Source organism: Saprospiraceae bacterium, from assembly GCA_016710235.1.
Lineage (GTDB): Bacteria > Bacteroidota > Bacteroidia > Chitinophagales > Saprospiraceae > Vicinibacter.
The window spans coordinates 2,611,391-2,634,362 of record JADJLG010000001.1; the positions used below are offsets into that span (position 1 = coordinate 2,611,391).

Consider the following 22,972-nt stretch of genomic DNA (forward strand, 5'->3'; position numbering starts at 1 on the left):
TTATATCTGAAGGCAATCATTTCGGTGTAATGGACATTTTGGAAACCCATTTTGTTTTTTAAGTAAGGTCTTTATAAGAAAAAGAGGGAAGTGAAACTCAGGACTAAAGCCCGGGATTATACATAGTACTCGATAACTCCTCCCTACCTAGTGGAGTTCATCTGATTCATGTCATGTCTGCTTTTGGAGATGTCAGGGATTAAACCCTTGGATATTTATTGTGCCTGATATCTCCGCAAAATTGGGATGTTATGAAAATTTAATTTTATAACTGAAATGATTTCAATTGGTCTAAACAGATTAACTTAGAAAGAATTGGTATACAAATAAAATGAAACACCAGGTAAATCTATAAATATTTGAATTGATAGTTACCTGGTGTTGCTATCGAAAGCAGCCTGAAAATTATTTCTTTTTGAAATGATTGAGTTTGTATCGAAATCCCAAGTATGGTTTTATTCCTGAAGTTGGTGCAAATTGTTCAATGGCATTGAAATATGAAGCAGATGGATCTGAAGCAGAAATGATAGCATCATGCTGAGTATAACCAGTAATATTTTCGACACCGCCATAAAATTCCCAGTTTTTCCAGGAGTAATTCAGTTGAGAATTTACGAGGAAATATCCGGGGCTTGTTCCGGTATGATTGTGACTTGAGTGTATCGGCAAAAAGTTCTTTTCTGCAAGTCGCATGCTGCCGGTATAAGTACCCGTCACACTCACTGACCATTTTTGATTTGGTGCTGAATAATCTATCGTGCTGAAGGCTCTCCATCGGGATGTCAATGGTACTTGTTTGGTACCATGCCAATATGCAGCAATTGACTCCACATATTTTCCTCCTGTCTTTACTTCAAGTCCCTTTACTAAAGTGGTAGAAAGGGTAGTAGCAAGATGTAATGCTGAAGATTTGTTTTTCAAATTGTACAAATACACTTCTCCCTCATTTTGGTTGTATTCCACGTCAGCAACCAATTGATTTTCGAAATCGGTGTAATATGCATCTATATTTAAAGTAAATGCTTTTGTTTTTAAACTCGGTTTGTAGACAAAATTTAAACCATAGTTCCAAGCAGATTCATACTTCGCATCGTACTGAATATTCCAGCTGTAATTGGTAACAAGGTATTGGAGATTGTCAGCCAAAATGCGAGGAAGTCTATAGCCTCTACCGACTGAAAATCTCAAGGTCAATTCCGGTACTAAATTATAACGAACATTCAATCTCGGAGCTAAAAACCATTGTTCTGTTTTAATCCAATCCACACGCTGAGTTATGGTAGCGATGAATTTTTTCAATTCCTGATCAGAAGTGCTTCCGCTTTGGAAGTTGTATTCCAAGTTGATCGCAGGCGTAATTTCTTTGTAATCTAATTTAGTATTGATCGAGTCCAGATTCAGATTTTCTTCTGCAAAATTTGCTTGTACTGATCCACCGATGTTGATAAAATGATTGTCGTCATAACTTTCATTATAAAGGATATTTGACAAAAATCTCAGTTCATTTGCATCAAATTTTCTTTGGATGCTGCCATATTCTCCGTCTATTTTAGAGTAAGATAGATCCCAGATGCTTCCTAAGGTTCTTGTTTTTTTCTCAAAGCCAACATAACCCAAATTGCCTGAAACTCCTGCAAAATGTGTATTGATTTCTGTCCGGTAATTTTTTTCAGAGGAAATCGCACCACCTTCCTTTTTATCTCCAAAAGCTTGAAATTGTAGGTGCCCTTCGAATTTAGTTCCAAGCAAAGTATTCCTTTGGATTACATTCCATTTATTCTGAAGAGGATCATCATAGAAACCATCTTTGTTATGATCTCGTCCACCCTGGTGCTGAGAATAATGTGCATAAATACCGCTATGCTGTTTTATATTCCAGCTGTGATTGAGGTGTAAATTGACTTCTGCTCTCTCATGCCCATCCGCATAGACATTTGCAAAAAAGCGATGATCCGTTTCTGGTTTTTTGAGACTGGTGTTGATAGCCCCAGTGATGGATTCAATCCCATATATTGAAGTTCCTGCGCCTTTGAGGATGTTGATCTGATCCAACCACGTTCCGGGTATGTAATCGTAACTTTGAGAGGAGAGAATTCCACCAAAAACAGGCCTGTTCTCGATCAGGTTTTGAGTGTAAAGTCCGCGTAATCCCAAAAATTGAATTTCTCGATTTCCGGTTGCTGCATTCGTATATGTCAAATCGACTGTATTGGTACCTTGGAAACTTTCTGACAAACTGCAACAAGCCGCCTTTCTAAAATCCTGTGACCCCAGTGTTTCCAGATTGATTGGATTTAGCAATGAAAAACTCGCGCTTTGTCTGGCGCTTTTTACAGTGATTTCTTGAAGGTCAACTCCTTCTCGGAGCTTAAACTTTAGGAAGTTTTGTGCTTCATCGAGCAATATAGTGTCAGCCTTAAACCCAATAAATGATAGGATAAGATGTTTTGCATCGGTTTTTTTCATTAATACGAATGCGCCGTTTTTGTCTGAAACTGTTCCATCAGGGGTTTCTAAAAAGCGGATCGTTACGCCGGGCAAGGTCTGATTGTTTTGGTCATAGATGATACCACTTATCATTTGAGCTTCCGAAAATATTGGTAGGCTCACGAAGAGGATATAGAGAATATATTTTTTCATGAATTATAATTGTTAGTGATTCAAAATTGAATGTAAATCAATTCAAGTAGCAATAATGCAACTACTCAATTCAATCTGAATTCTTTGAGATGAATACAGAATATGGATTATCTTATGGAACTAACAAATAAAAGAGCATAGCAGAATGCGTCTTTCTTTGCCATGCTGAGGTGGAATGATTTCCGGAAGAGGTGATTTTAATGAATAAGTATATAAATTATCATAATGAAAATTAAACTGTACCAATGGTGGCTCAGCTAAAAAAATCTCTACTAAGTGATGGCTGTTTTCCGGTACAAAATTGAGAGAAGCATTCAGGTATTGAACATCCTTTTTGCCACATTGATGCTTCTGAGAGCTGGTTTCATGATGGTGGTCTGTGTGGCCCGTAACCTTAATTTTGCAACAGCTGGTGTTGCATGCGTCATTTACGGGGCAAGCTTCCTGAGAGGGTATGAAGCTTACGTAGATTTCTTTAACACAGTGGCAACTGAAAGAAAAAACGTTCAGACCTATCTGTGCGACAAGTACATGAACAATGAGCCAGCCAAAGAATATTTTTCTAGACACTTGTTTTGTAAACACCTTTGTACACCAAAAGTTTACCCCTTTACAATTTCACGGGCAATGACAAGTTTTTGTATTTCCGAAGTGCCTTCACCTATGGTGCATAACTTTGAATCTCTATAGTATTTCTCAACAGGAAAGTCTTTCGTATAACCATAACCGCCAAAAATTTGCACTGCTTCTATGGACACTGCCACTGCAGTCTCTGACGCATAATACTTAGCCATAGCAGCCTGTTTTGTCATTTTCTGACCGCGATCTTTCATTTCTCCTGCCTGTCTTGTTAAAAGCTCTGAAGCTTCAATCTTCGCTGCTATATCTGCGAGTTTAAATGCTATTCCTTGAAAATGGGAAATCGGTTTTCCAAATTGTTGCCTCTGTTTAGAGTACTCTACTGCTGCTTCGTAAGCACCTTTTGCTATCCCAACCGAGAGTGCTGCAATGCTGATTCGACCTCCATCCAGAATTTTCATTGCCTGAATGAATCCTTCTCCAACTTCTCCTATAACCTGAGATTGGTGAACTTTGCATTGATTAAAAATCAATTCAGCGGTTTCTGAAGCTCTCATTCCGAGTTTATTTTCCTTCTTGCCACCTGAAAATCCTGGAGTGCCACGTTCAACTATGAAAGCTGTCAACCCACGGCTATCGAGCAGTTCCCCTGTCCTTGCAATGACAACAACTACGTCTCCACTGATGCCATGAGTGATCCAGTTTTTGCTGCCTTCAATAATCCAATACTCACCTTCCCGGGTGGCAGTGCACTGCATTCTCATGGCATCTGACCCGGTGTTTGCCTCTGTGAGACCCCAGGCGCCAATCCATTCTCCTGTAGCGAGTTTACTTAGGTATTTTTGCTTTTGTTCCTCATTGCCAAAAGCTAAAATATGGCCTGTGCAGAGGCTGTTATGCGCAGCTACGCTGAGACCAATAGAGCCACATACTTTCGCTATTTCTTCAATGACTGTGATGTATTCCTGATAAGTCAGCCCGGCACCATTGTATTTTTCAGGCACCAATACACCCAGAAAGCCCTGTTTTCCCATCTCGTGCATCATATCTACAGGAAAATGCTGCGATTCATCCCATTTCATAACATGAGGTAGGATATGGGTTTTTGCGAAATCTCTGGCAGTTTGTTGTATGAGTAGCAGCTGATCTGTTTTATGATTTACCATGAAAGAGTACTTATCTGAAGTGCAAAGTTAAGGAATTCTTTCGGCTAAGAGAATGTTGCGACCAGAGCAATCCATTGCCTTTACCCATTTGTTAATGGATTTTCCCAAATTTATCATTTTTTTTCATGAAGTATCCGTGAAGTAAGTTTTATGTCTGTTAGGCCAAAGAGGATTCTGAAGATAGGGTAGTATAATGGGCTCAGTGTTGCAAGAAGCTGATATTTTGTCATGGACAAAATGCGGAATAATAATTGGCATTTTGAATTAATTTTCATTTGCGTACAGTTAAAGGTTTACTCAATCGATATTTGTAATCTGCGATAATTGCAGAATATTACATATCTGAAAATAAAAATCTACCAGTAATATAAAAAATAATTGACCCAAAACTTGGATTTTATCATTTTCGTTTATTATGTTTGTATTGCTTTTTTAAGCTAATATTAAAGATTATTTCATGTAATATTAAATTGAATTACCAATAAGAGCGAAATGAACCTTAGCCGACTGTAATAGATAGAAGTAAAAGTAAGAACAACCGTCTAAAATACCGTTTCAGACTTCAGAGGAAGTATACATGTAATTTATTTATTATTACGGGGTTCAATGAATCCGACAGCTGACCCTCAATCTTGATTGGAACAAGTCAGGTAGGACTTCAGTAAAGGCTGCCAACTTTATCGTTGTAATATGTCGAGCATTATAAATTTTATTAACATGAAGAATGTGTTCTGTTTTATTATTATGTTGCAGCTTTTCCTGAGTTCGTGTAGCAAAATTGAAACCCGAGAAAATCCATCAAAATCTGAAGTAGCTGCCTTACAAAATAATTTTCCAACTGTTCAAGATGGGATATTAAAATTTTCTGATAATGACCAATTAGATGAATATGATGACTATCTTGATCAAATTCAACAAAATTTCAACTATAATGACTATCCTGAATATTGTGGAAATAAGGCTTTGGATATCGAAGAAGCAAATAGAGGTTATGTTTCGATGAGAAAGATATTAAATGATTTAGGATGAATGGATGGAGAAGCCTACGCGAATCATGAATTTATAAGAATGCCGGAACATACAAGTCGCTTATTTAATGAATATGGTGAAATCTGGATTGGATCGAATATATTTAAATATTTTGATCATTTCAATTATATCCAGATTGAAAATAACGACCTTGCTACACTTTTGGATATTAGGCAAAACGGATTAAAAATGCAGAGCAATATTAAATGGCATAATTCAGCCACAGATGATATTATTGCTAGTTCACCAAATGGAGCTTGCAAATTAGGATTGTTTCTATACGATTATAATCCTAATTATCAGGCAAATAATCTATATTTAAAGCTTGCTATTGTCCTCTATGATATGGCAGGTAAGCAAGTTAAAACTGCGTATGCACTAAACGTAAGTATTAATTGGGGAGATGGACAAATCCAAAATTTTACAATTAACAATTCTCCTAGTCAACTGGTAACTATATCACATAATTATTCAATATCGTTCAATGGACCAAATTCAGACATATTTGTAAGTGCTGCGGGGACAATTACGACCTGTAATTGTAGTTGCGCTAATTCTACTGTTTCTGGGAATATGACTTTTCACAATTGGTTGAGCCCTTGCCAGTTTTCTAAGGAAGCATGCTCAGGAGAGATATCTACGACAAATTATATTTATAATGGCTTGCCTTACAAATTGGTATTATCACAGTATTTTAACCTGAATGGTGATTTTTGGGATGGATATAAAGCCATTGCTGAACTTACAGGTAAGCATTTTACAAACAATAAACTTAGTAATCCTGGTGTTAGTATGACGGTTGGAGCTATGGGTGGAACAGTGAATATGGAAGGTACATCAATATATAGAGATGAATGTAATAATCATGATCGTGCCTTTCTGCCAAAAACACAAAAGATAAGTAATATAACTGTGACTAATAAAAGAGGTAGACACACTCGCTGGGATAAAAACTATATTGATAATATAAGATGTAGAATAAATGTATCTGAAGCTCCTTCACATACATTTCAGACAAATGAATTTGAATATTGGCGATAGATTATTGATTTCTTTATCGACCAAACTACCTACATGAATTATTAATTCATGTAGGTAGTTTACTAAATATTAAATATGGAACGTTTTTTTGTATTTATTTTTTGTTTTACATTTTTTAATTCCGCGGTTACTCAAAATGATTCTATGGAATATTTTGTTTTAATGCATAGCGGATTAAATCTTACACACTTAAAGGGATATGAAAATTATCTGGGAGATAAATTCATTAAATCTGTTCCTTCAGCAGGATATGAAATTGAAATTGGAATGGGATTAAATTATAAAAGAATTAAGTTGAATGCAGGTATTGGATTTAAAAAGTCAAAATCAAATTATCTCACCCTTTCTGAGCCATATAATGATATTGCGCTTTTTGATGAAAATTTTATCAGAATAGATCTGGTATTGCATAAATTCTTCAGCTTTATTGAATTAGGATATCAAATTTTGCATAAGCATTCACTATTTATTTTAATTCAACAGTCATTCAACACTTATAATCGAGCTACCATAATAAATAATAAATCCTTAGAGAACCCGGATCCGAATCTGGGAACAAGCGTTTTCTATACTAATTTTTATTTACACTCACATAAACCGGAGACCATATTGGGTTTTGCCTGGGAGTATAGCTTTGCGAAAAGATGGAATCTATCCTTAAAATCGTCGATCAGTATAGTGCCATATGAATTGTCATATCAGATAATTAAGGACCCACAAACCCGACAGGACTGGACACTTCCAATACATGAGTGGACATTGGGATTTCAAATTCAATATATAATTAAATATTCTAAATTTAAGTTATGAAACGAGCTTATCTCATTTTGTCAGCTTACATGCTGGTTAATACTTGTATTTTTTCACAAAATAAATTTTTTCTTGGCTTTGATCTATTAGGTAGAAACGCTGAACATTACCATTACTTAAAATTTACACCTTTTTCCCCCAAGATTTCGGATATTGAAGATATTTCGTTGTTTTCAACAGATTTATACGGTACTATAAATTATTCGGTGTATTTAAAATATAAGCAGAATAAGTATTTAACATGGTCTATTGGATATGAAACATTTTTGCTTGAAGATAAACTACCTTTGCGGGCTCATCTGTTTTGTGATAATTGTGTTAGTATACTCGGTTCTAGTAGTGGACAATATTCCCGCAATTTTCCTGTTCACCTGGAATTACAGTTGCCATTGTGTAAGAATCTAAGAAAATTAAAGATTGTTCCTTTGATTGGGTTTAATCTAATTTACAATGAACCTGAAGTTCACAATATTGGTTATGTGAGTGGTGCTAATTCATATTCGCATTACAGTACTGAATATGCATTGAATAATATCGAGGCTACTTTTGACCCGATTCGGCATTGGAATATTGGTTTAAGATATGGGGCAGGTTTAGAATTTAATATTTACAAGGATATTCGTTTGAATCTGACTTTTTTGGCTCAATATGGATTGTATGAAGTGAATAGGACCAGTTTCAAAATAATGCATTTGGATTTGCTGTTTAATGAGAATAAGATTGATGAAGGACTTTGGGTGAATAAGCAATCATTTTTTAGTAAACGATTGGGGATTGTTTTTCCTATGGATTGGGCTTACAGAAAGATTAAAGCCAATCCAATAAAAAAAATATTTGCAAAATAAATTCTAAAGTATGTTGAATGTTCGGACTGTATTAATATTGGGAATAGTTGGAGTTAGTTATGGAAATTTGTTTTCTCAAAAATGGAGTTTGGGGCTTGAGTCAGGTTTGTCTTTTAATATGCCAAGAAAGGTAGATTATTACTTAGAACGAAGATTTATTCAAATTTATTCAGATGCAAATACAAGCTTATATTATTTGTATAAAGAAGAAGAATTTGGATACGATCTTGGTGTCTGTTCTCAAATTAAATTGTTAAAATATTGGAATTTATTTTGTAGGTTGAAATATGCACAGACAGTATTTACTGGATGGCATAAAATGGATTCAAAATTGATTAATACATCTCAAGGTGAAGATAAAATATTCTATTTCGAGCTTGATAAATACAAAATTCATCAGGTTCGATTGAGTGTGGGTATAAATTGTCACTTTAATAATAAAGTATATTTTCAATTTTCTCCCATGTTATCAGTGCCTTTTTCCGTTTCAGTATATCGGTCAATCGGAGAATATGCTTTGAAGTTTACTCCACCTGATGAATATTTTAAATCAAAGGTTAAAAACAATGAATTGAACTTGAGAAAGTTGGCATTAGCATACGAAGCTGAGGTTTCATTTAAATTGTGTCCGAAATTATTTTTATTTTGTAACTATACCTGGATTAAAGATTTATACCGCGAAAACTCAGATTATGATATTCCGTGGGGTATGAAAAGTTATATTGGAGGTCTAAGATTGTTCCTTATAAAAACAGGAAAGTCGAAAATATGATTTGTAGGATTTTCCTTTTCAGCAACATCTATTATGTACCTGAAGGTGTGTTTAAATTCCTTTGTGCATTTGAAAACCATACTTCAGGGTAGCAATGTAGCCAAAATGCTAACTTGACTGATTTATCCATTATGCATTTGGTTAGATATTAAAATATCGGTTTCAGATGATATTTATTTGCAAACTTTATGGGATATTTCTTTGTTCTTTGTTGACTGACAGACTGGCCATACTCTGCCGCGCTGCGCTCAACCAAGAGATGGATCTCAATATCGTCAATCTGGACGGACAGAGGGTACTGCACAGCAGATTTCAGGCCACAGAAGGGGTGCATTATATTGCGGATATTCCCTCACACCTACCTCACGGAACTTATATCGTCAGTATATCAGATATTCTGGGACGACAGTGGTACAATACTAAGTTGATAAAGCAATAACATGAAGTATATTCTCCTACTTGCTTTTTGTCTTTTTTGTATCCTTTTATGGTCTCAGAAGACTTTCTCTGTACTCCCCGATCTTGGTGGGGTGAGACAAAACTATATGAAAGAATAGGTTAAAATTTAAATGTATCTTTACTCCAAGAGCTCTGCATATGGATGAAGTAAGTGCAATAGGTTTTATTTGTGAAAGTTTGAATTAAATTATTCATTCTATGAATTCGAAGAATCTCATTGAGGATAGTATTCTGAAACAGATATTTATCATTGCATTGATACTGACATTGTCCGGTATTATCATGTACCAACTCAGATATTTTATTCCGGGTACTCTCGGTGCAGTCATGTTGTACATTTTATTCCGAGATTATTATTTGAAACTCACCCAAAAGTATAAATGGAAAAAGAGTCTGGCAAGTATATTTCTCATGATTTTATCTGCTTTTGCGATTATATTACCAATATGGATTAGCTTTGAGACAGTAGTGCCGGAGATGAAATCAATCATCCAAAATCCTGAAGTGATTCTTCTGAAATTTGAACAAGCAAAACAATTTTTTGCTACCAAACCTATTCTCAATCAGATTGATTTTTCGGATGAGAACATTCAGTTCTATATTCAGAAAATTTCAACGCTTATTCCGAAATTTTTAAACTCTATTTCAGAAGTGCTGGTGAATATTTTGGTCGCCTTTTTTATATTGTACTTTATGCAGACCAATTCAGGTTATCTGGAGCAAAAAGTGAGATTGTTCATCCCATTTTCTGACGAGAACATAGAGAAACTCTGGAAGGAAACCAATGTCATGGTTAGGTCCAATGCGATAGGCATACCTATATTGGCTTTTTTTCAGGGGCTGTTGGCTTTCGTGGGATATTGGATATTTGGCGTGAACAATGCTTTGGTCTGGGGTTTGTTGACGGGTTTTGCTTCCGTGATTCCGGTGGTTGGCACGATGCTCGTTTGGGTACCTGTATGTACCGTACAATTTTTTTCAGGCGATACCGTCAATGCAATTATACTGACAGTTTATTGTTTGGTTGTTGTAGGAGGAGTGGACAATGTATTGAGATTTACTTTGCTCAAAAAAATAGGTAATGTACATCCTCTGATTACCTTTTTTGGTGTGATACTCGGAATTCAATTATTTGGATTTATCGGTATTATTTTTGGCCCTTTACTCATCGCTTATGCATTGATTTTGTTGAATATCTACCTCACTGAGTTTCGTAAACACAACATGCTTGCTAGAATACAAGAAATACAAGAAAATTTTCCAGAGGAAACCGGCAATAAAAACAAGGGTGATAAAAGTTGAATGAGGACACCAGCAAGTCGGTAGTATAATTTTAATATTTTTTCATGACAATATCCCAAAATAAAATTGGATATCGGTTGATCTGAATCAACTTTGAAAATGAGAATACATTAGCGCATTCTACTTTTCAGAACGAAGACAGAGCTATTAAATCAAGCAGTATAGTCGCACGCCAGATGCTGAACTGAATACTGATATGCTTTATTTATGTTTTATGATCAGGACAGGACAATCGGCTTCTCTCAATACGGTTTCAGCCACCGAACCCATCAGCAATCTTTTTAATCCTTTTCTGCCATGAGAGCCCATGATGACCATCTCGCATCCGGCTTCTTTTTGTTTTTGAAGAATCACTTCTGCAGGATCATTATTGACAGCAATATGTGGGCTGAAAACAAATCCTTTGTATCTATCATTCAATTCATTGATCTTCTTCTCCATGGCACTCTCTACATCATTTTTCAACTGATCCGCTTTTTCGTCATAATACACAAATCCATATGGATCTATAAGATAAGGAAGTTGAATGATATTCAACAAACAGATTTCTGTATTGGGATTCGCAAGCTTTACTGCATATCTCAAAGCTTCATCAGCATTTTCACTGAAATCGTAAGGGCACAATATCTTTTTAAAGTTTACCATATTCCAAGTATTTGATCATTTTGTAAATGCAAATTGTATATTGCCAAAGGTAGAACATTTCAATGCTATATTCTAGGTTTTCTAAAAATTTAACCTAGCGGATTTGCTGTTACAATAGCAAGAAACGACTTTTATTCCTATCTGTAAATTGATGCTGTTGGAGAGCTATTCATCAATTCAACAAAAGTTGCTTCAGGAATACATTTGTTCACGCTGTTCTTTGATTCTCGGATCGGCAATGTATTCATCAAAACTCATCAACTTGTCAATGGTACCCTTAGGCGTGATTTCAATGATCCTATTGCATACCGTCTGCATAAAAGTATGATCATGAGAACTCATGAGTATGATTCCCGGAAAATCGATCATATTTTCGTTAAAAGCCTGAATGGATTCGAGATCAAGATGGTTTGTCGGTTCGTCCAATAATAGCAGATTGGGACTTTGAAGCATCATTTTACTGAGCATACATCTCACTTTTTCGCCCCCACTGAGTACATTGGTTTTTTTGAAGACGTCATCACCACTGAACAACATTCTACCTAAATAACCGCGGAGGAATACTTCATCTACATCTGTGATGGAGGGTGGCACAAATTGTCTCAGCCAGTCCATAAGATTCAGTTGATTGATGAAGAACTCAGTATTCTCATTGGGCAGATAGGCGGAATTGATGGTGGTCCCCCAGGTGAATTTTCCATCATCGGCCTTTGAAATTCCTGAAAGTATATCAAAAAAGCTGTGAACAGCCACCTGGTCTTTTGAAATGAGAGCTATTTTATCTCCTTTGTTCACCGTGAATATCACGTTTTTAAATAGAACCCTGTCTTCTGTCGATCCGGCTAGATTTTCGACACTGAGGATTTGGTCTCCCACTTCTCTTTCCGGTTTAAAAATGATGCCGGGGTATTTTCTGGACGAAGGCCTGATATCCTCGATGACGAGTTTATCCAGAGCTTTCTTACGACTGGTAGCCTGTTTGCTTTTAGACGCATTGGCACTGAATCGAGCAATGAAATCGAGGAGTTCTTTTTTGCGCTCTTCCATCTTCTTGTTCTTGTCACTCATCTGGCGTGCTGCCAACTGGCTGGACTCGTACCAGAATGTATAGTTACCTGTGTAAATCTGAATTTTTTGACGATCGACATCAGCGACATGGGTGCAGACAGCATCCAGAAAGTGTCTGTCGTGACTCACTACTATGACAATATTGGGATAATCTGCAAGTACATTTTCAAGCCAATTGATGGTTTCTACGTCCAACCCATTGGTGGGCTCGTCTAGTAGCAGTATGTCAGGATTTCCAAACAAAGCTTGTGCCAGCAGAACCCTGACTTTTACGGGTCCGGGGATTTCGCTCATCGACATTTGATGAAACTCCTCAGCTACTTGTAAAGAACTTAATAGTGTAGCCGCTTCACTATCTGCAGTGTAGCCTCCTTTTTCGCCAAATTCTTCTTCAAGCTGAGCAGCTTTGTTACCGTCTTCTTCTGAGAAGTCCGGCTTCGCATAAATCTCATCTCGTTCCTGCATCAACTGCCAAAGTCTTTTGTGACCCATCAATACAGTTTGTAGAGCTGTCCATTGATCAAACTCAAATTGATTTTGCTTCAATACAGCCATCCTTTCTCCTGGAGTAATCTCAACCGAACCTTTGTTTGGCACTACTTCACCACTTAAGATTTTGAGAAAAGTTGATTTGCCGGCTCCATTGGCACCTATCACGCCGTAACAATTACCTTTAGTGAAGTGAATATTTACCTCGTCAAACAAGATTCTTTTGCCATAGGCTAATGTGATGTTAACTGCACTAATCATGGATGAAATTTTAGCCGGCAAAATTAGACAAAAATGGCCGATAGAGCAAGTTCTCAAACACAGCAAGCTTATTTTATCCCAAATACCAGGGTATAATTGCCCATTCGCCTCGAGAGCATAAATAAAACTGCGCGTACCTTCAGACGATTGAGAAAGCTAGTTCTGATTTCTTATTTTGAAATAAAATATAATATTACCTTTGTTTTACACCAATAAAATTTTAAAAAAATGGCATTTCAATTTTTCAAAAACAGTTCAAATCCTGTCTTGAAAGACAGCATCCTGGAAAACACTTCTCACCTTGCTTCGCTTGGAGCGACCATGACAACACAAGGCGCTGTCCGGACATCCCTTTTGGGAGGACTATTATTGCTCGCAGGTGCGGCAATAGGATGGTATTATCCTAGCAATTTGTTCCTTTGGCCTGCTGCAATTGCAGGACTTGTACTTGTATTGATTGCAAGTTTTAAGAAAGAAAAGTCTCCGATTATTGTGCCTATATATGCAGTAGTTGAGGGGTTGTTTGTCGGCACCATTTCTCTGCTCTATGCTTCTGCATTTCAAGGAATTATTTTTCATGCGGTCAGCTTGACCCTCGCATCATTTTTTCTGATGTTGTTTTTATATCAAAGCCGTATAATTCGAGTCACAGAGCGTTTCAAATCGGTGATTATCATTGCCACAGCCTCAATATTTTTCATGTATCTCATTTCATTTGTACTGAGTTTCTTTCATATCTCTGTACCGATGATCCACGACACCGGGATTCTGGGAATAGGAGTGAGCTTGTTTGTTGTGATCATCGCTTCCTTGAATTTGCTTCTCGATTTTGATTTTTTTGAGAAAGGTCAAGAAGCAGGCCTGCCAAAATATATGGAGTGGTATGCAACTATGGGCCTTTTAGTTACAATAGTATGGTTGTATTTGGAGATGCTTAGACTTTTGTCTAAGATCAGTTCAAGAGATTAAAATTTCAATTTGAAATAATTAAATATAATTTGATATTTTTCATGAAGCGATTAGTATTCTCGGTCTTAAGTTTTATTCTTTTTTATCATAGTGAGGCTCAAGTGATGACCTCTGAGATCTTATGGTCTCTCGGTAGGGTGAATGGTTTGGAATTGTCTGCTGATGGAAAAAAAGTATTTTATTCCGTCACCAGATTTGATCAGGCAGAAAATAAGGGTACCAGCTATTTGTTTGCGCACAATCTCACTTCGAATAGTACAGAACCTTATGGTGGTGGACAAGCTTTTGGCGGTGAACTCAGCAATTCATATTCCGGAAAAACAATTTTATCTACTGCAGGTATGTGGACCGATATCAGTGGAAACAAATTTGCAATCACAGATCAGGAGTATTCCAATGTATCACTGTCTCCCGATGGTTCAAAAATGATGTTTACACGGGATGTCAAATGTCAAAAAACTAAAGCGGACTATTATCCTAATTTGGTCAAGTCTGAAGCAAAAATTTATGATGACTTGATGTTTCGACATTGGAATGTTTGGGAGGATGGGAATTTTCAACACGTTTTTTTAGCAGATGTCGACCAGAATATAATTCGAAATGAAAAAGATCTGATGCCAGGTGAACAATGGGATGCTCCTACATTTCCAAATGGAGGAAAAGATGAATTGGCCTGGAGTCCTGACAGCAAAACTTTGGCTTATGTTTGTGTGAAAAAAACAGGCAAAGATTATGCTGTATCTACAAATTCTGATATCTATTTTTATAATTTGAGTACAGGCGTAACAACAAACTTCACTGCAGGAATGAATGGATATGACCGCAATCCTGCATTTAGTCCTGATGGTACAAAATTCGCTTGGATATCGATGAAACGTGACGGCTGTGAATCAGATAAAACAGATATAATCGTACAGGATTTAAATTCAAAAAAAAGATATAATCTCACGGCAAACTGGGATGATTTCGTCAATGAATTTATTTGGAGTAGAGATGGAAAATCCATTTATTTTACTGCGCCATATAGAGGTGTCATTGCTTTGTTTGAAATACCCTTATCTCAAATCTCTGATCCTTTTGATGCAAAATTGATTCGAAAATTGAGTAATGAAGAAGTCGATTACAATCATATAATAGGACAGGCTTTTGATGGTAAACTAATATGCCAAAGAACAGACATGAATCATGCTGTTGAAATATATAGTTTGGATCCAAAAACGTCTCACGCTGAAAAACTCACCCGGGTCAATGATTATATCTACGATCGAATCAAATTGTCTAAGATCGAGAAACAATGGATTACTACTTCGGACAAGAAAAAAATGCTCGCATGGGTGATCTTCCCGCCGGATTTTGATCCTGCACGCAAATATCCAACTTTGCTCTACTGTCAGGGCGGTCCGCAATCTGCTTTGAGTCAGTTTTATAGCTTTCGATGGAACTTTCAGTTGATGGCTGCTCATGGATATATCGTAGTCGCTCCAAACAGAAGGGGTATGCCGGGCTGGGGCACTGCTTGGAATGAACAAATATCTGGAGACTGGGGTGGTCAGGTGATGAAAGACTATCTGGCAGCCATCGATCAGGTATCAGAAAAGCCATATGTGGATAAGAGCAGGCGAGGAGCGGTGGGAGCTAGTTATGGAGGATATTCGGTCATGATGTTAGCCGGAATCCATAAGAACAGGTTCAAAACGATGATCACACACTGTGGGTCTTTCAATCTGGATAGTTGGTACGGATCCACAGAAGAAATGTGGTTTGCCAACTTCGATTTAAAAGGACCATATTGGCAAAAGAAACAACCTGCATCTTACAAGAAATTTTCTCCACATCGATTTGTTCAGAATTGGAATACGCCGATCCTAATTATACAGGGAGGAAAAGATTATCGAATTCCCGATACCCAAGCATTTGAAGCATTCACTGCTGCACGTTTGCAGAATGTAAAATCGAGGTTGGTTTATTTTCCTGATGAAGGTCACCACATCTTGAAAATGCAGAATGGATTGCTCTGGCAAGGCGAATTTTACCGGTGGTTGGAAGAAACTCTTTAATTGTGAGAGCAAGAGCATCAGTGCTTATTGCAGCAATACGAATCGGGTAAAAATTATAATCTTAGGCCATTCAGAAATTCTCGGGTCTGCATAGCTTTTTTGCCTTGAGCCTGAATCTCCAATACCTCAAGCCAGCCATCTGTACAGGCTATTTTTAGTGTCCCATGTTGCTTGGTGTTCCAAGTACCTGGTTCAGAATCATGCGTAGAGAGTTCCACTTTTGCTTTTTTAATTTTGTATTGGACACCATTTTGCTCGAACCAAGCCGATGGATAAGGGCTGAATGCACGAATCAGATTATAGACATCAATAGTCTTGTTGTGCCAGAGAATGCGTGTGTCCTCATGGAATACTTTTGGAGCTTCTGAACTAGTAAGTCCTTTTTGTGAGATATAGCTGAAGTCACCACTTTCTAATAACTCAAGCGATTTTAAAAGGATTTCTCCTCCCTTGTTCATCATTCTCTGGTATAATTCTCCTCCGGTTTCATCATCGCCGATCAACATTTCTTCCTGTAACAAAATGTCTCCTGCATCGATTTCGTGTGTAAGACGAAAACTCGTCAGACCTGATTTTTTTTCACCTTTGAGTATCGCTCTTTGAATAGGAGCTGCCCCTCGGTATTGTGGGAGTAGAGAAGCGTGCAGATTGATCGTTCCCAATGGAGGCATATCCCAGACCACCTCGGGTAATTTCCTGAAGGCAACTACGACAAAGATTTGAGCCTTAAAGCCCTCAAGCTGGGAAAGGAATACCTTGTTTTTTAGCTTCTCCGGTTGCAGTATCGGTATGTTTAGACGCTGCGCAGCTTGTTTGACCGGTGATTGAAGAAGTTGATGACCTCTTCCCCCGGGTTTGTCAGTAGCTGTTACCACAGCGGCTACTTCATGTCTTTCGACCAATGACTCAAGTGAGGGTACCGCAAACTCAGGGGTACCCATGAAAATTAACCTCATGGGAACAAATTTGGAGCAATTTTTGTAAATATTCACAATCAGGTTTTTAAAAGCCCACCATTTCTTATGAAAATGCTTCACTTTCAGTCTTTTATATTTTTTTTATTGTGTTCGCTTTTAGTCAGACTCAACGCGCAGGATATTTTGGTTAATGCTTATGTGTATGAAGCATTCAACAGAGGGTATATAAAGGCTGCTGCAGTTGAGATTACCGACAGCCTTACCAAGGAACTTGTAGCTACGGGAATTACAGATGAAAATGGCTATTTCAGCACTAGTCTGACGGAGGGCAGGAAGTATCAGATGAGCCTTACCAAACCGGATATGGAAAACCTGCTGATACAGTTTGTAGCCACAGATGAGAAAGAGCATAAACAGTTCTTAAAATTGGAAATGAAAAGATCTCCAGGTTACATTTTTGACGTAACTCTGGCAGATGAAGACATGAATGCCCAGAATGCAAAAGATGGAATCACCGGTGCATTGATAGAAATTTATAATCGCACGTTGGCAAAAGAGGAACTTGTAATCTCTGAATCGGCCTCTCCCAATTTTCAATTCACATTAAAAAATGATAATCATTACACCATGTTAATTAGAAAAGAGGGCTATCTGTCCAAGAGGATTGAAGCTTATGTGAACGTCAAAGGTTGTGTTTTGTGTCTAGATGGAATCAGTGATGTGACACCGGGTGTGGCAGACAATATCAGTAGCACAGGGTTGGGAACATTGTTGGCCAATATTGAATTGCAAAAAGCAAGCGTCGGAAAATCATTTGAGATAAAAAACATAAATTATGATTACAACAAGTGGGAGATCCGCCCAGATGCAGCGAAGATTTTGGATAATGTGGTTTATGTTTTTAATGATAATCCTGGCCTGGAACTAGAGATGGGGTCTCACACAGATGCCAGAGGAAATGATGACTATAATCTAGAACTTTCCAATAATCGCGCTCGTGCTGCCATGAATTACTTATTGATGAAAGGAACCGATTCGACGAGGATCAGCTATAAGGGTTACGGCGAAACTTTGATAAAAAACAGGTGTAAGAATCAGGTTGCATGTTCAGATAAAGAACATGAGGAGAATCGGCGTACCGAGCTCAAAATCACAGGCGTTAGGAAAAAAGAATCTGATAGCTGGGTACCATTGTCTAGAATGATCCGGGAGGAAGAATTTCAAAAGGAAATGTTTCAATCTGTACCACCTGCAAATAAAAATGCACCTAAAACTAAATCAAAGGGTCCAAATGCAGACCTTGAGATTCAAATCCAGGAAGGCAGTTTGACCTCTGTTCCGTTCAATCCACCTGCTGAGCAGGATACGACAAAACTTGACAGCAGCAAAATGCACGTTTATTATTTTGTAATCGCAGGCAGTTTTCTTGTTCCTTCACATGCTGACAAGCAGATCGCAAAATTGCAAAAATTGGGTTATGGCAATTCGATCAGAATGATCATTGCTGACTCAGAATTCCATTCTGTTGTAGTGGATCAGTTTGAGGAGGAGATCAAAGCAAAAAAAGTACTTTCTAGCCTCAAATCAAAAGGCATAGATGCATTTATTAAAAAAGTGAAATTATAAAATCAACGGCTTATGACTTCTAAAGAATTTCTATTGGGACTTCCGACCAAAATCAAGCCTTCGGTGATAGAAGGAATGGAATCCAATTTTCATTTTGACCTGGAAGGAGAGGGTGGAGGACAGCTTACTGTTCAAATAGCCAATGGTGAAGTTTGTGTTGATGAGGGTTTTGTCGGAGAGCCAATATGTACAGTGAAAGCTACAGATGAGAATTTTAAAAAAATATTGAAGGGTGAATTGAATCCAATGATGGCTTTGCTGACAGGTAAGCTTAAAATTTCTAATCAGGCTGAAATGCTAAAATTTGCTAAAGCACTAGGCTGGATGTAATAAATTTTTTAGCTTGAATTCCAATTTTATAATTTATTTCCATTTAAGATTGAGTGCCAGACCGGCCTGCATTTGTGTCTGCTGAGCTGGAGCTAACTCTAAACTCAGGTCATCACTCACATTAAAAGTCATCAGGTGTCGATCCACGAAGGCATCAATACCATTTAATAAATAACAGATGACCAAAGCAATTTTACTGCGTTGGAGATTTTTATCATAATAATTTTTATATGCTACAATCCCTTCCAGACTAAGTGAATTTTTGAATTCGTCAATTGGATTGGATTTATTCATGACCCTGCTTTCAAAAGCATTATCATACCTGTTGTACTCCTTTTGATTCTGGTAAATCAAATATGCAGAAACTCCCAGAGCGCCATAGACTACAGGTACTTTCCAATATTTCTTGTTGTACACTTGTCCGGCACCCGGTATGATCAACGAATAAGCAAGGGCTCTGCCCGGCTTTCCTGCAAACAGTATTTTTAATACATTAGAACTCGATTTTTTGGTCACAATTGCATTTGTATCTTTAATTTCATTTGTTTTTAGGATTTGAATGCTGTCTGTTTGAGCGTATGATAAACTTAATGAAAATAAAATAAGTGTAGATATGATCAATTGGTTTTTTAACCACCGGAATTTAGCAAGGCGTAATAAACAAATCTGCAAAATTGGAAACATCAATTTAGTTTTCTATAATTGAATCCAGAATAGCGTTCAATTCCTGATCAGAGTTAAATTTAATCACTATTTGACCTTGACCATTCGACTTTCTTGACAGATTAACTTTTGTACCCAACGTTTCAGAAAGTCTTCTTTCTATGGATTGAAGGTCAGAAACCGGGGACTTTGAGGCACTGATTTTAATTCTACCTTTTGCCCTTTGAAATCCGGAAGCTATTTTTTCCGCATCTCTGACTGACAAGTCTTTAGAAATAATGTCTTTGTATAATGTGATTTGTTGTAATGGATTTTCAATTCCTGCCAAAATCCTGGCATGTCCCATGCTTAGTTTTTTTTCTCTTACCGCATTTTGTATTTCCGGAGGCAATTTTAGCAATCGCGTATAATTACTAATTGTGCTTCTTTTTTTTCCTACTCTCTCCGAGAGTGATTCTTGTGTAATTTTACATTCATCGATCAAACGCTGAAATGTGATGGCTATTTCTATTGGAGTGAGATCTTCTCTTTGGATATTTTCAACAAGAGCCATTTCGAGCATTTGAGTATCATCTGCATCCCTGACATATGCAGGAACCTCTTTGAGGCCTACTATTTTTGCTGCGCGATATCTTCTTTCTCCTGAGATTATTTCAAACTGTTTATCGGCTTTTTTGCGCAAAGTGAGCGGCTGTATGATGCCATAGGTCTTAATAGATGATGCCAACTCTTCCAGACCTTCCTGATCAAAAAAATTCCTTGGCTGGCCTGCATTGGCACTTATCCATTCGATAGGGATATTGTTCGTTTCAATTGTGCTTGAAATGTTCTGTCCGGAACTCGTTTTGGTATTATCTATTTTTTGGATATTTCCTAAGAGTGCTTTTAACCCTTTTCCAAGTTCATTTTTTTGATTCATTGTTCTTGTTTTTATTCATAAACTCTGTTGCCAAATGAAGGAAATTTATGCTTCCTTTGCTCGCTGCATCATATAATACAACAGGTTTTTTGACAAGAGGGGCCTCAGTTATTTTTGAATTCCGGTGAATGATGGTATCAAAAATCGGCAAGTCAATATTCTCTTTAAGTTCTTTGATCACCATTGCGGATATTCTAAGCCTTTTGTCATACATGGATAACAGCACTCCTTCTATTTTTAGTTCAGGATTGAAGTTCTGCTGGACTATGGATATTGTGTTTTGAATTTTTGATAATCCTTCCAAAGCAAAAAGCTCACATTGGATGGGGATAAGAACAGAATCAGCTGAGCACAATGCATTGACGGTCATCAAACCCAATGAGGGTAAGCAGTCGATGAAAATAAAATCATATTCATCTTTGACCTGATTGATCACATTCCTGAGGACCAGTTCCCGATTTGGCATATTGACCAATTCAATATCGGCTCCTACAAGATCAATATTACTTGGAAGTAAGAACAGATAAGGAGTGGTTGTTTCCACTATGGCTTCATGTGGATCAGCGCCTTCGATCATACATTCATACAGCGTAGTCTCCTGAATGTTCTGGTCTGCCCCTGTGCCGGATGTAGAGTTGGCTTGAGGATCGGCATCTATTAGGAGAACTTTTTTTTCTAAAATGGCGAGGCAGGAAGCTAGATTGATGGCGGTAGTTGTTTTGCCTACACCCCCTTTTTGATTTGCGATAGCGATCACTTTCCCCATAAAAAGCAAAGGTAGTCAAAATACTCGGAGCAGCTCATCCCGAAGAAACAGCATTATGGGAGATTTCCTATAAAATCCGTTTGATAAACTGCAATTCCGGGAAGCGGGCGACCTCATCAGGACTGATATATGTATTGTTAGCTTTAAATTTGATATTCGCTTTTTTGAATGCTGATGCCACCAATTCTGAACAGATATAACTTCTGTTGCGCTCTTTCTTACCTACTTTAAACATCACCCGCAATAAAATTCGAAAAATCTCCCAGTTGTCATAAGGTCTTGTCAACTCGTCAAGACCAAAACTAATCACTTGCTTTAGTTCGTTCTGACTAATAGGTGTATTCAATCTCGCCAACAACATATAACCCTTGTAAGGCCTATGATTGCCATGATAATCTTTCAAATATTTTGATAAGGGTGCCAATCGAACTCCGTAGATGATTTCTGCTTCGAGTATTAAGATCCTGTCGAGATATTCATCTTTGTAAATGATCCCTACATGGCTGAACATGGATTTGCTAAAATATCGTATCCACTTTGAAATCCAATATCTTCCGGAGCAGAATACTAAATCTCCGGTTTGCAAATCTTCCCTAACGGTGGCATAAGGGACAACAGGAATTTGCTTGATTTCACGAATACTATTAGGTCGGGATAACATGCTTTAAAAAATCTAGCTGCAACAAAGATACTGGACTTCATTGGTCATATTATAAATATTTGTTATAAATAAAATTTAATGTAACTTTACAGTTCAAATCAAACGAAGCAATGATACACGTTTTGACTGAGAGATTTATACAGGTTTACGAAAAACTCCTGTCTTCTCATGAAATTCGTTCAGCCCGTCAGTTTGCAGCAAAATTGGAATGCCTGCCACAATCCCTTCATCCAATATTGAAAGGAAGACGAGATATTAGTTTAGAGTTGTTAGAGAAAGTGGTTCGTTGCTTTCCAGTTCGTGCAGAATACTTGTTTACAGGTAAAGGTCCTATGTTGGTCAATGAGATCAGCACCAAGGAAATTCAAGTATTGGCTGTCATTACAGATCATTCCAATAATGAGAAAATCGTACATGTACCTTTACCAGCCCATGCGGGTTATGCTGCACAATATGCAGATGTGGAATTTATTAATTCTCTTCCAAGGTATTCTTTACCACAATTTGATCTGTTGCCGGATTGTTCATTGCGGTCATTTGAAGTTTGTGGGGAGAGCATGATGCCCACTTTATTTGATAATGATATCATCATCAGCAGCTATTTGCATCGTATCAACTGGCAATCTAAAATCAATTCCGCAGATATTTTTATTGTGATTCACAACAATGGAATCGTTGTTAAAAGACTAACTAATCGCCTAAGGGAAGAACAATGCATTTTACTACATTCCGATAATTCAGACTTTAGCTCGTATTCTATGCACATTTCTGAGGTAAAGGAAATCTGGAAGGTGGAAGCTAAAATTAGTACACGTCTTCAGAAGCCTGAAACCGTATTGTCAGAATCAGAACAAGGCTTTGGTCAACTGAGAAATGCTATTGAAAAACAGGTTTCTTTATTAGAAAAAATAGCGGATAAAATGGATATCAATTGAATTTTCAAGCCATATTTTTTTTG

The 22,972-nt window shown here is 37.3% G+C and carries 22 protein-coding genes; 12 read left to right on the plus strand and 10 right to left on the minus strand.

Annotated features, from left to right (window positions below):
- Positions 1-405: 405 nt before the first annotated feature.
- The 3 genes from IPI99_10395 to IPI99_10405 form a co-directional block, all read right to left on the minus strand.
- Positions 406-2,640, minus strand: coding sequence for a TonB-dependent receptor (locus IPI99_10395; protein MBK7340925.1), 2,235 nt, complete (start codon positions 2,638-2,640; stop codon positions 406-408).
- A 120-nt stretch (positions 2,641-2,760) separates the two neighbouring features.
- On the minus strand, positions 2,761-3,210 hold the full coding sequence (locus IPI99_10400; protein MBK7340926.1) for a hypothetical protein: 450 nt from the start codon (positions 3,208-3,210) through the stop codon (positions 2,761-2,763).
- Positions 3,211-3,242: 32 nt separating this feature from the next.
- A complete protein-coding gene (locus IPI99_10405) occupies positions 3,243-4,385 on the minus strand; it encodes an acyl-CoA dehydrogenase family protein (GenBank protein MBK7340927.1) in 1,143 nt (380 codons plus the stop codon).
- Between the two features lie 717 nt (positions 4,386-5,102).
- Between IPI99_10405 and IPI99_10410 the strand changes: the two genes are divergently transcribed.
- The 7 genes from IPI99_10410 to IPI99_10440 all read left to right on the plus strand — a co-directional run bounded on the left by IPI99_10410 (position 5,103) and on the right by IPI99_10440 (position 10,643).
- The gene (locus tag IPI99_10410) at positions 5,103-5,414 is read left to right on the plus strand and encodes a hypothetical protein (GenBank protein ID MBK7340928.1); all 312 of its coding nucleotides are present in this window, start codon (positions 5,103-5,105) and stop codon (positions 5,412-5,414) included.
- Entirely contained in the window at positions 5,415-6,455 is a 1,041-nt protein-coding gene (locus IPI99_10415) for a hypothetical protein (GenBank protein MBK7340929.1), read from the plus strand.
- Between the two features lie 144 nt (positions 6,456-6,599).
- Positions 6,600-7,265, plus strand: coding sequence for a hypothetical protein (locus IPI99_10420; GenBank protein MBK7340930.1), 666 nt, complete (start codon positions 6,600-6,602; stop codon positions 7,263-7,265).
- Positions 7,262-8,110 (plus strand): hypothetical protein, encoded by an 849-nt coding sequence (locus IPI99_10425; GenBank protein ID MBK7340931.1) that lies wholly within the window; start codon positions 7,262-7,264, stop codon positions 8,108-8,110. The genes IPI99_10420 and IPI99_10425 overlap by 4 nt, the downstream gene beginning before the upstream one ends.
- Positions 8,111-8,120: 10 nt before the next feature.
- Positions 8,121-8,882, plus strand: coding sequence for a hypothetical protein (locus IPI99_10430; protein ID MBK7340932.1), 762 nt, complete (start codon positions 8,121-8,123; stop codon positions 8,880-8,882).
- A gap of 166 nt (positions 8,883-9,048) precedes the next feature.
- The gene (locus IPI99_10435) at positions 9,049-9,321 is read left to right on the plus strand and encodes a T9SS type A sorting domain-containing protein (protein MBK7340933.1); all 273 of its coding nucleotides are present in this window, start codon (positions 9,049-9,051) and stop codon (positions 9,319-9,321) included.
- 218 nt (positions 9,322-9,539) lie between these two features.
- A complete protein-coding gene (locus tag IPI99_10440) occupies positions 9,540-10,643 on the plus strand; it encodes an AI-2E family transporter (GenBank protein MBK7340934.1) in 1,104 nt (367 codons plus the stop codon).
- A 201-nt stretch (positions 10,644-10,844) separates the two neighbouring features.
- Here IPI99_10440 and IPI99_10445 read toward each other — a convergent pair whose 3' ends face one another.
- Together IPI99_10445 and IPI99_10450 are read right to left on the minus strand one after the other, a co-directional pair.
- On the minus strand, positions 10,845-11,288 hold the full coding sequence (locus tag IPI99_10445; protein ID MBK7340935.1) for a universal stress protein: 444 nt from the start codon (positions 11,286-11,288) through the stop codon (positions 10,845-10,847).
- A 192-nt stretch (positions 11,289-11,480) separates the two neighbouring features.
- Entirely contained in the window at positions 11,481-13,106 is a 1,626-nt protein-coding gene (locus IPI99_10450) for an ATP-binding cassette domain-containing protein (GenBank protein ID MBK7340936.1), read from the minus strand.
- Positions 13,107-13,334: 228 nt separating this feature from the next.
- On the opposite strand from IPI99_10450, the gene IPI99_10455 reads away from it, so the two are divergent.
- Together IPI99_10455 and IPI99_10460 are read left to right on the plus strand one after the other, a co-directional pair.
- The gene (locus IPI99_10455) at positions 13,335-14,075 is read left to right on the plus strand and encodes a Bax inhibitor-1/YccA family protein (protein MBK7340937.1); all 741 of its coding nucleotides are present in this window, start codon (positions 13,335-13,337) and stop codon (positions 14,073-14,075) included.
- A gap of 41 nt (positions 14,076-14,116) precedes the next feature.
- A complete protein-coding gene (locus IPI99_10460) occupies positions 14,117-16,132 on the plus strand; it encodes a S9 family peptidase (GenBank protein MBK7340938.1) in 2,016 nt (671 codons plus the stop codon).
- Between the two features lie 53 nt (positions 16,133-16,185).
- On the opposite strand, the gene IPI99_10465 is transcribed toward IPI99_10460, so the two are convergent.
- On the minus strand, positions 16,186-17,088 hold the full coding sequence (locus tag IPI99_10465) for a methionyl-tRNA formyltransferase (GenBank protein MBK7340939.1): 903 nt from the start codon (positions 17,086-17,088) through the stop codon (positions 16,186-16,188).
- Between the two features lie 66 nt (positions 17,089-17,154).
- On the opposite strand from IPI99_10465, the gene IPI99_10470 reads away from it, so the two are divergent.
- Both IPI99_10470 and IPI99_10475 read left to right on the plus strand, forming a co-directional pair.
- Complete coding sequence (locus IPI99_10470) at positions 17,155-18,675, plus strand: OmpA family protein (GenBank protein ID MBK7340940.1); 1,521 nt, start codon at positions 17,155-17,157, stop codon at positions 18,673-18,675.
- Between the two features lie 12 nt (positions 18,676-18,687).
- A complete protein-coding gene (locus tag IPI99_10475; GenBank protein MBK7340941.1) occupies positions 18,688-19,005 on the plus strand; it encodes an SCP2 sterol-binding domain-containing protein in 318 nt (105 codons plus the stop codon).
- Between the two features lie 33 nt (positions 19,006-19,038).
- Here the strand turns inward: IPI99_10475 and IPI99_10480 are convergent, their stop codons facing one another.
- From IPI99_10480 to IPI99_10495, 4 genes are all read right to left on the minus strand, one after another.
- Positions 19,039-19,689 (minus strand): hypothetical protein, encoded by a 651-nt coding sequence (locus IPI99_10480; GenBank protein MBK7340942.1) that lies wholly within the window; start codon positions 19,687-19,689, stop codon positions 19,039-19,041.
- A 4-nt stretch (positions 19,690-19,693) separates the two neighbouring features.
- Positions 19,694-20,587: a ParB/RepB/Spo0J family partition protein gene (locus tag IPI99_10485; GenBank protein MBK7340943.1), complete on the minus strand. Its 894-nt coding sequence runs from the start codon at positions 20,585-20,587 to the stop codon at positions 19,694-19,696.
- Positions 20,571-21,353, minus strand: a complete 783-nt coding sequence (locus tag IPI99_10490; protein ID MBK7340944.1) for a ParA family protein — start codon at positions 21,351-21,353, stop codon at positions 20,571-20,573. The genes IPI99_10485 and IPI99_10490 overlap by 17 nt, the downstream gene beginning before the upstream one ends.
- Before the next feature lie 67 nt (positions 21,354-21,420).
- Positions 21,421-22,014, minus strand: a complete 594-nt coding sequence (locus IPI99_10495) for a hypothetical protein (protein MBK7340945.1) — start codon at positions 22,012-22,014, stop codon at positions 21,421-21,423.
- 110 nt (positions 22,015-22,124) lie between these two features.
- Between IPI99_10495 and IPI99_10500 the strand changes: the two genes are divergently transcribed.
- Entirely contained in the window at positions 22,125-22,949 is an 825-nt protein-coding gene (locus IPI99_10500) for a LexA family transcriptional regulator (protein ID MBK7340946.1), read from the plus strand.
- Positions 22,950-22,972: the final 23 nt, after the last annotated feature.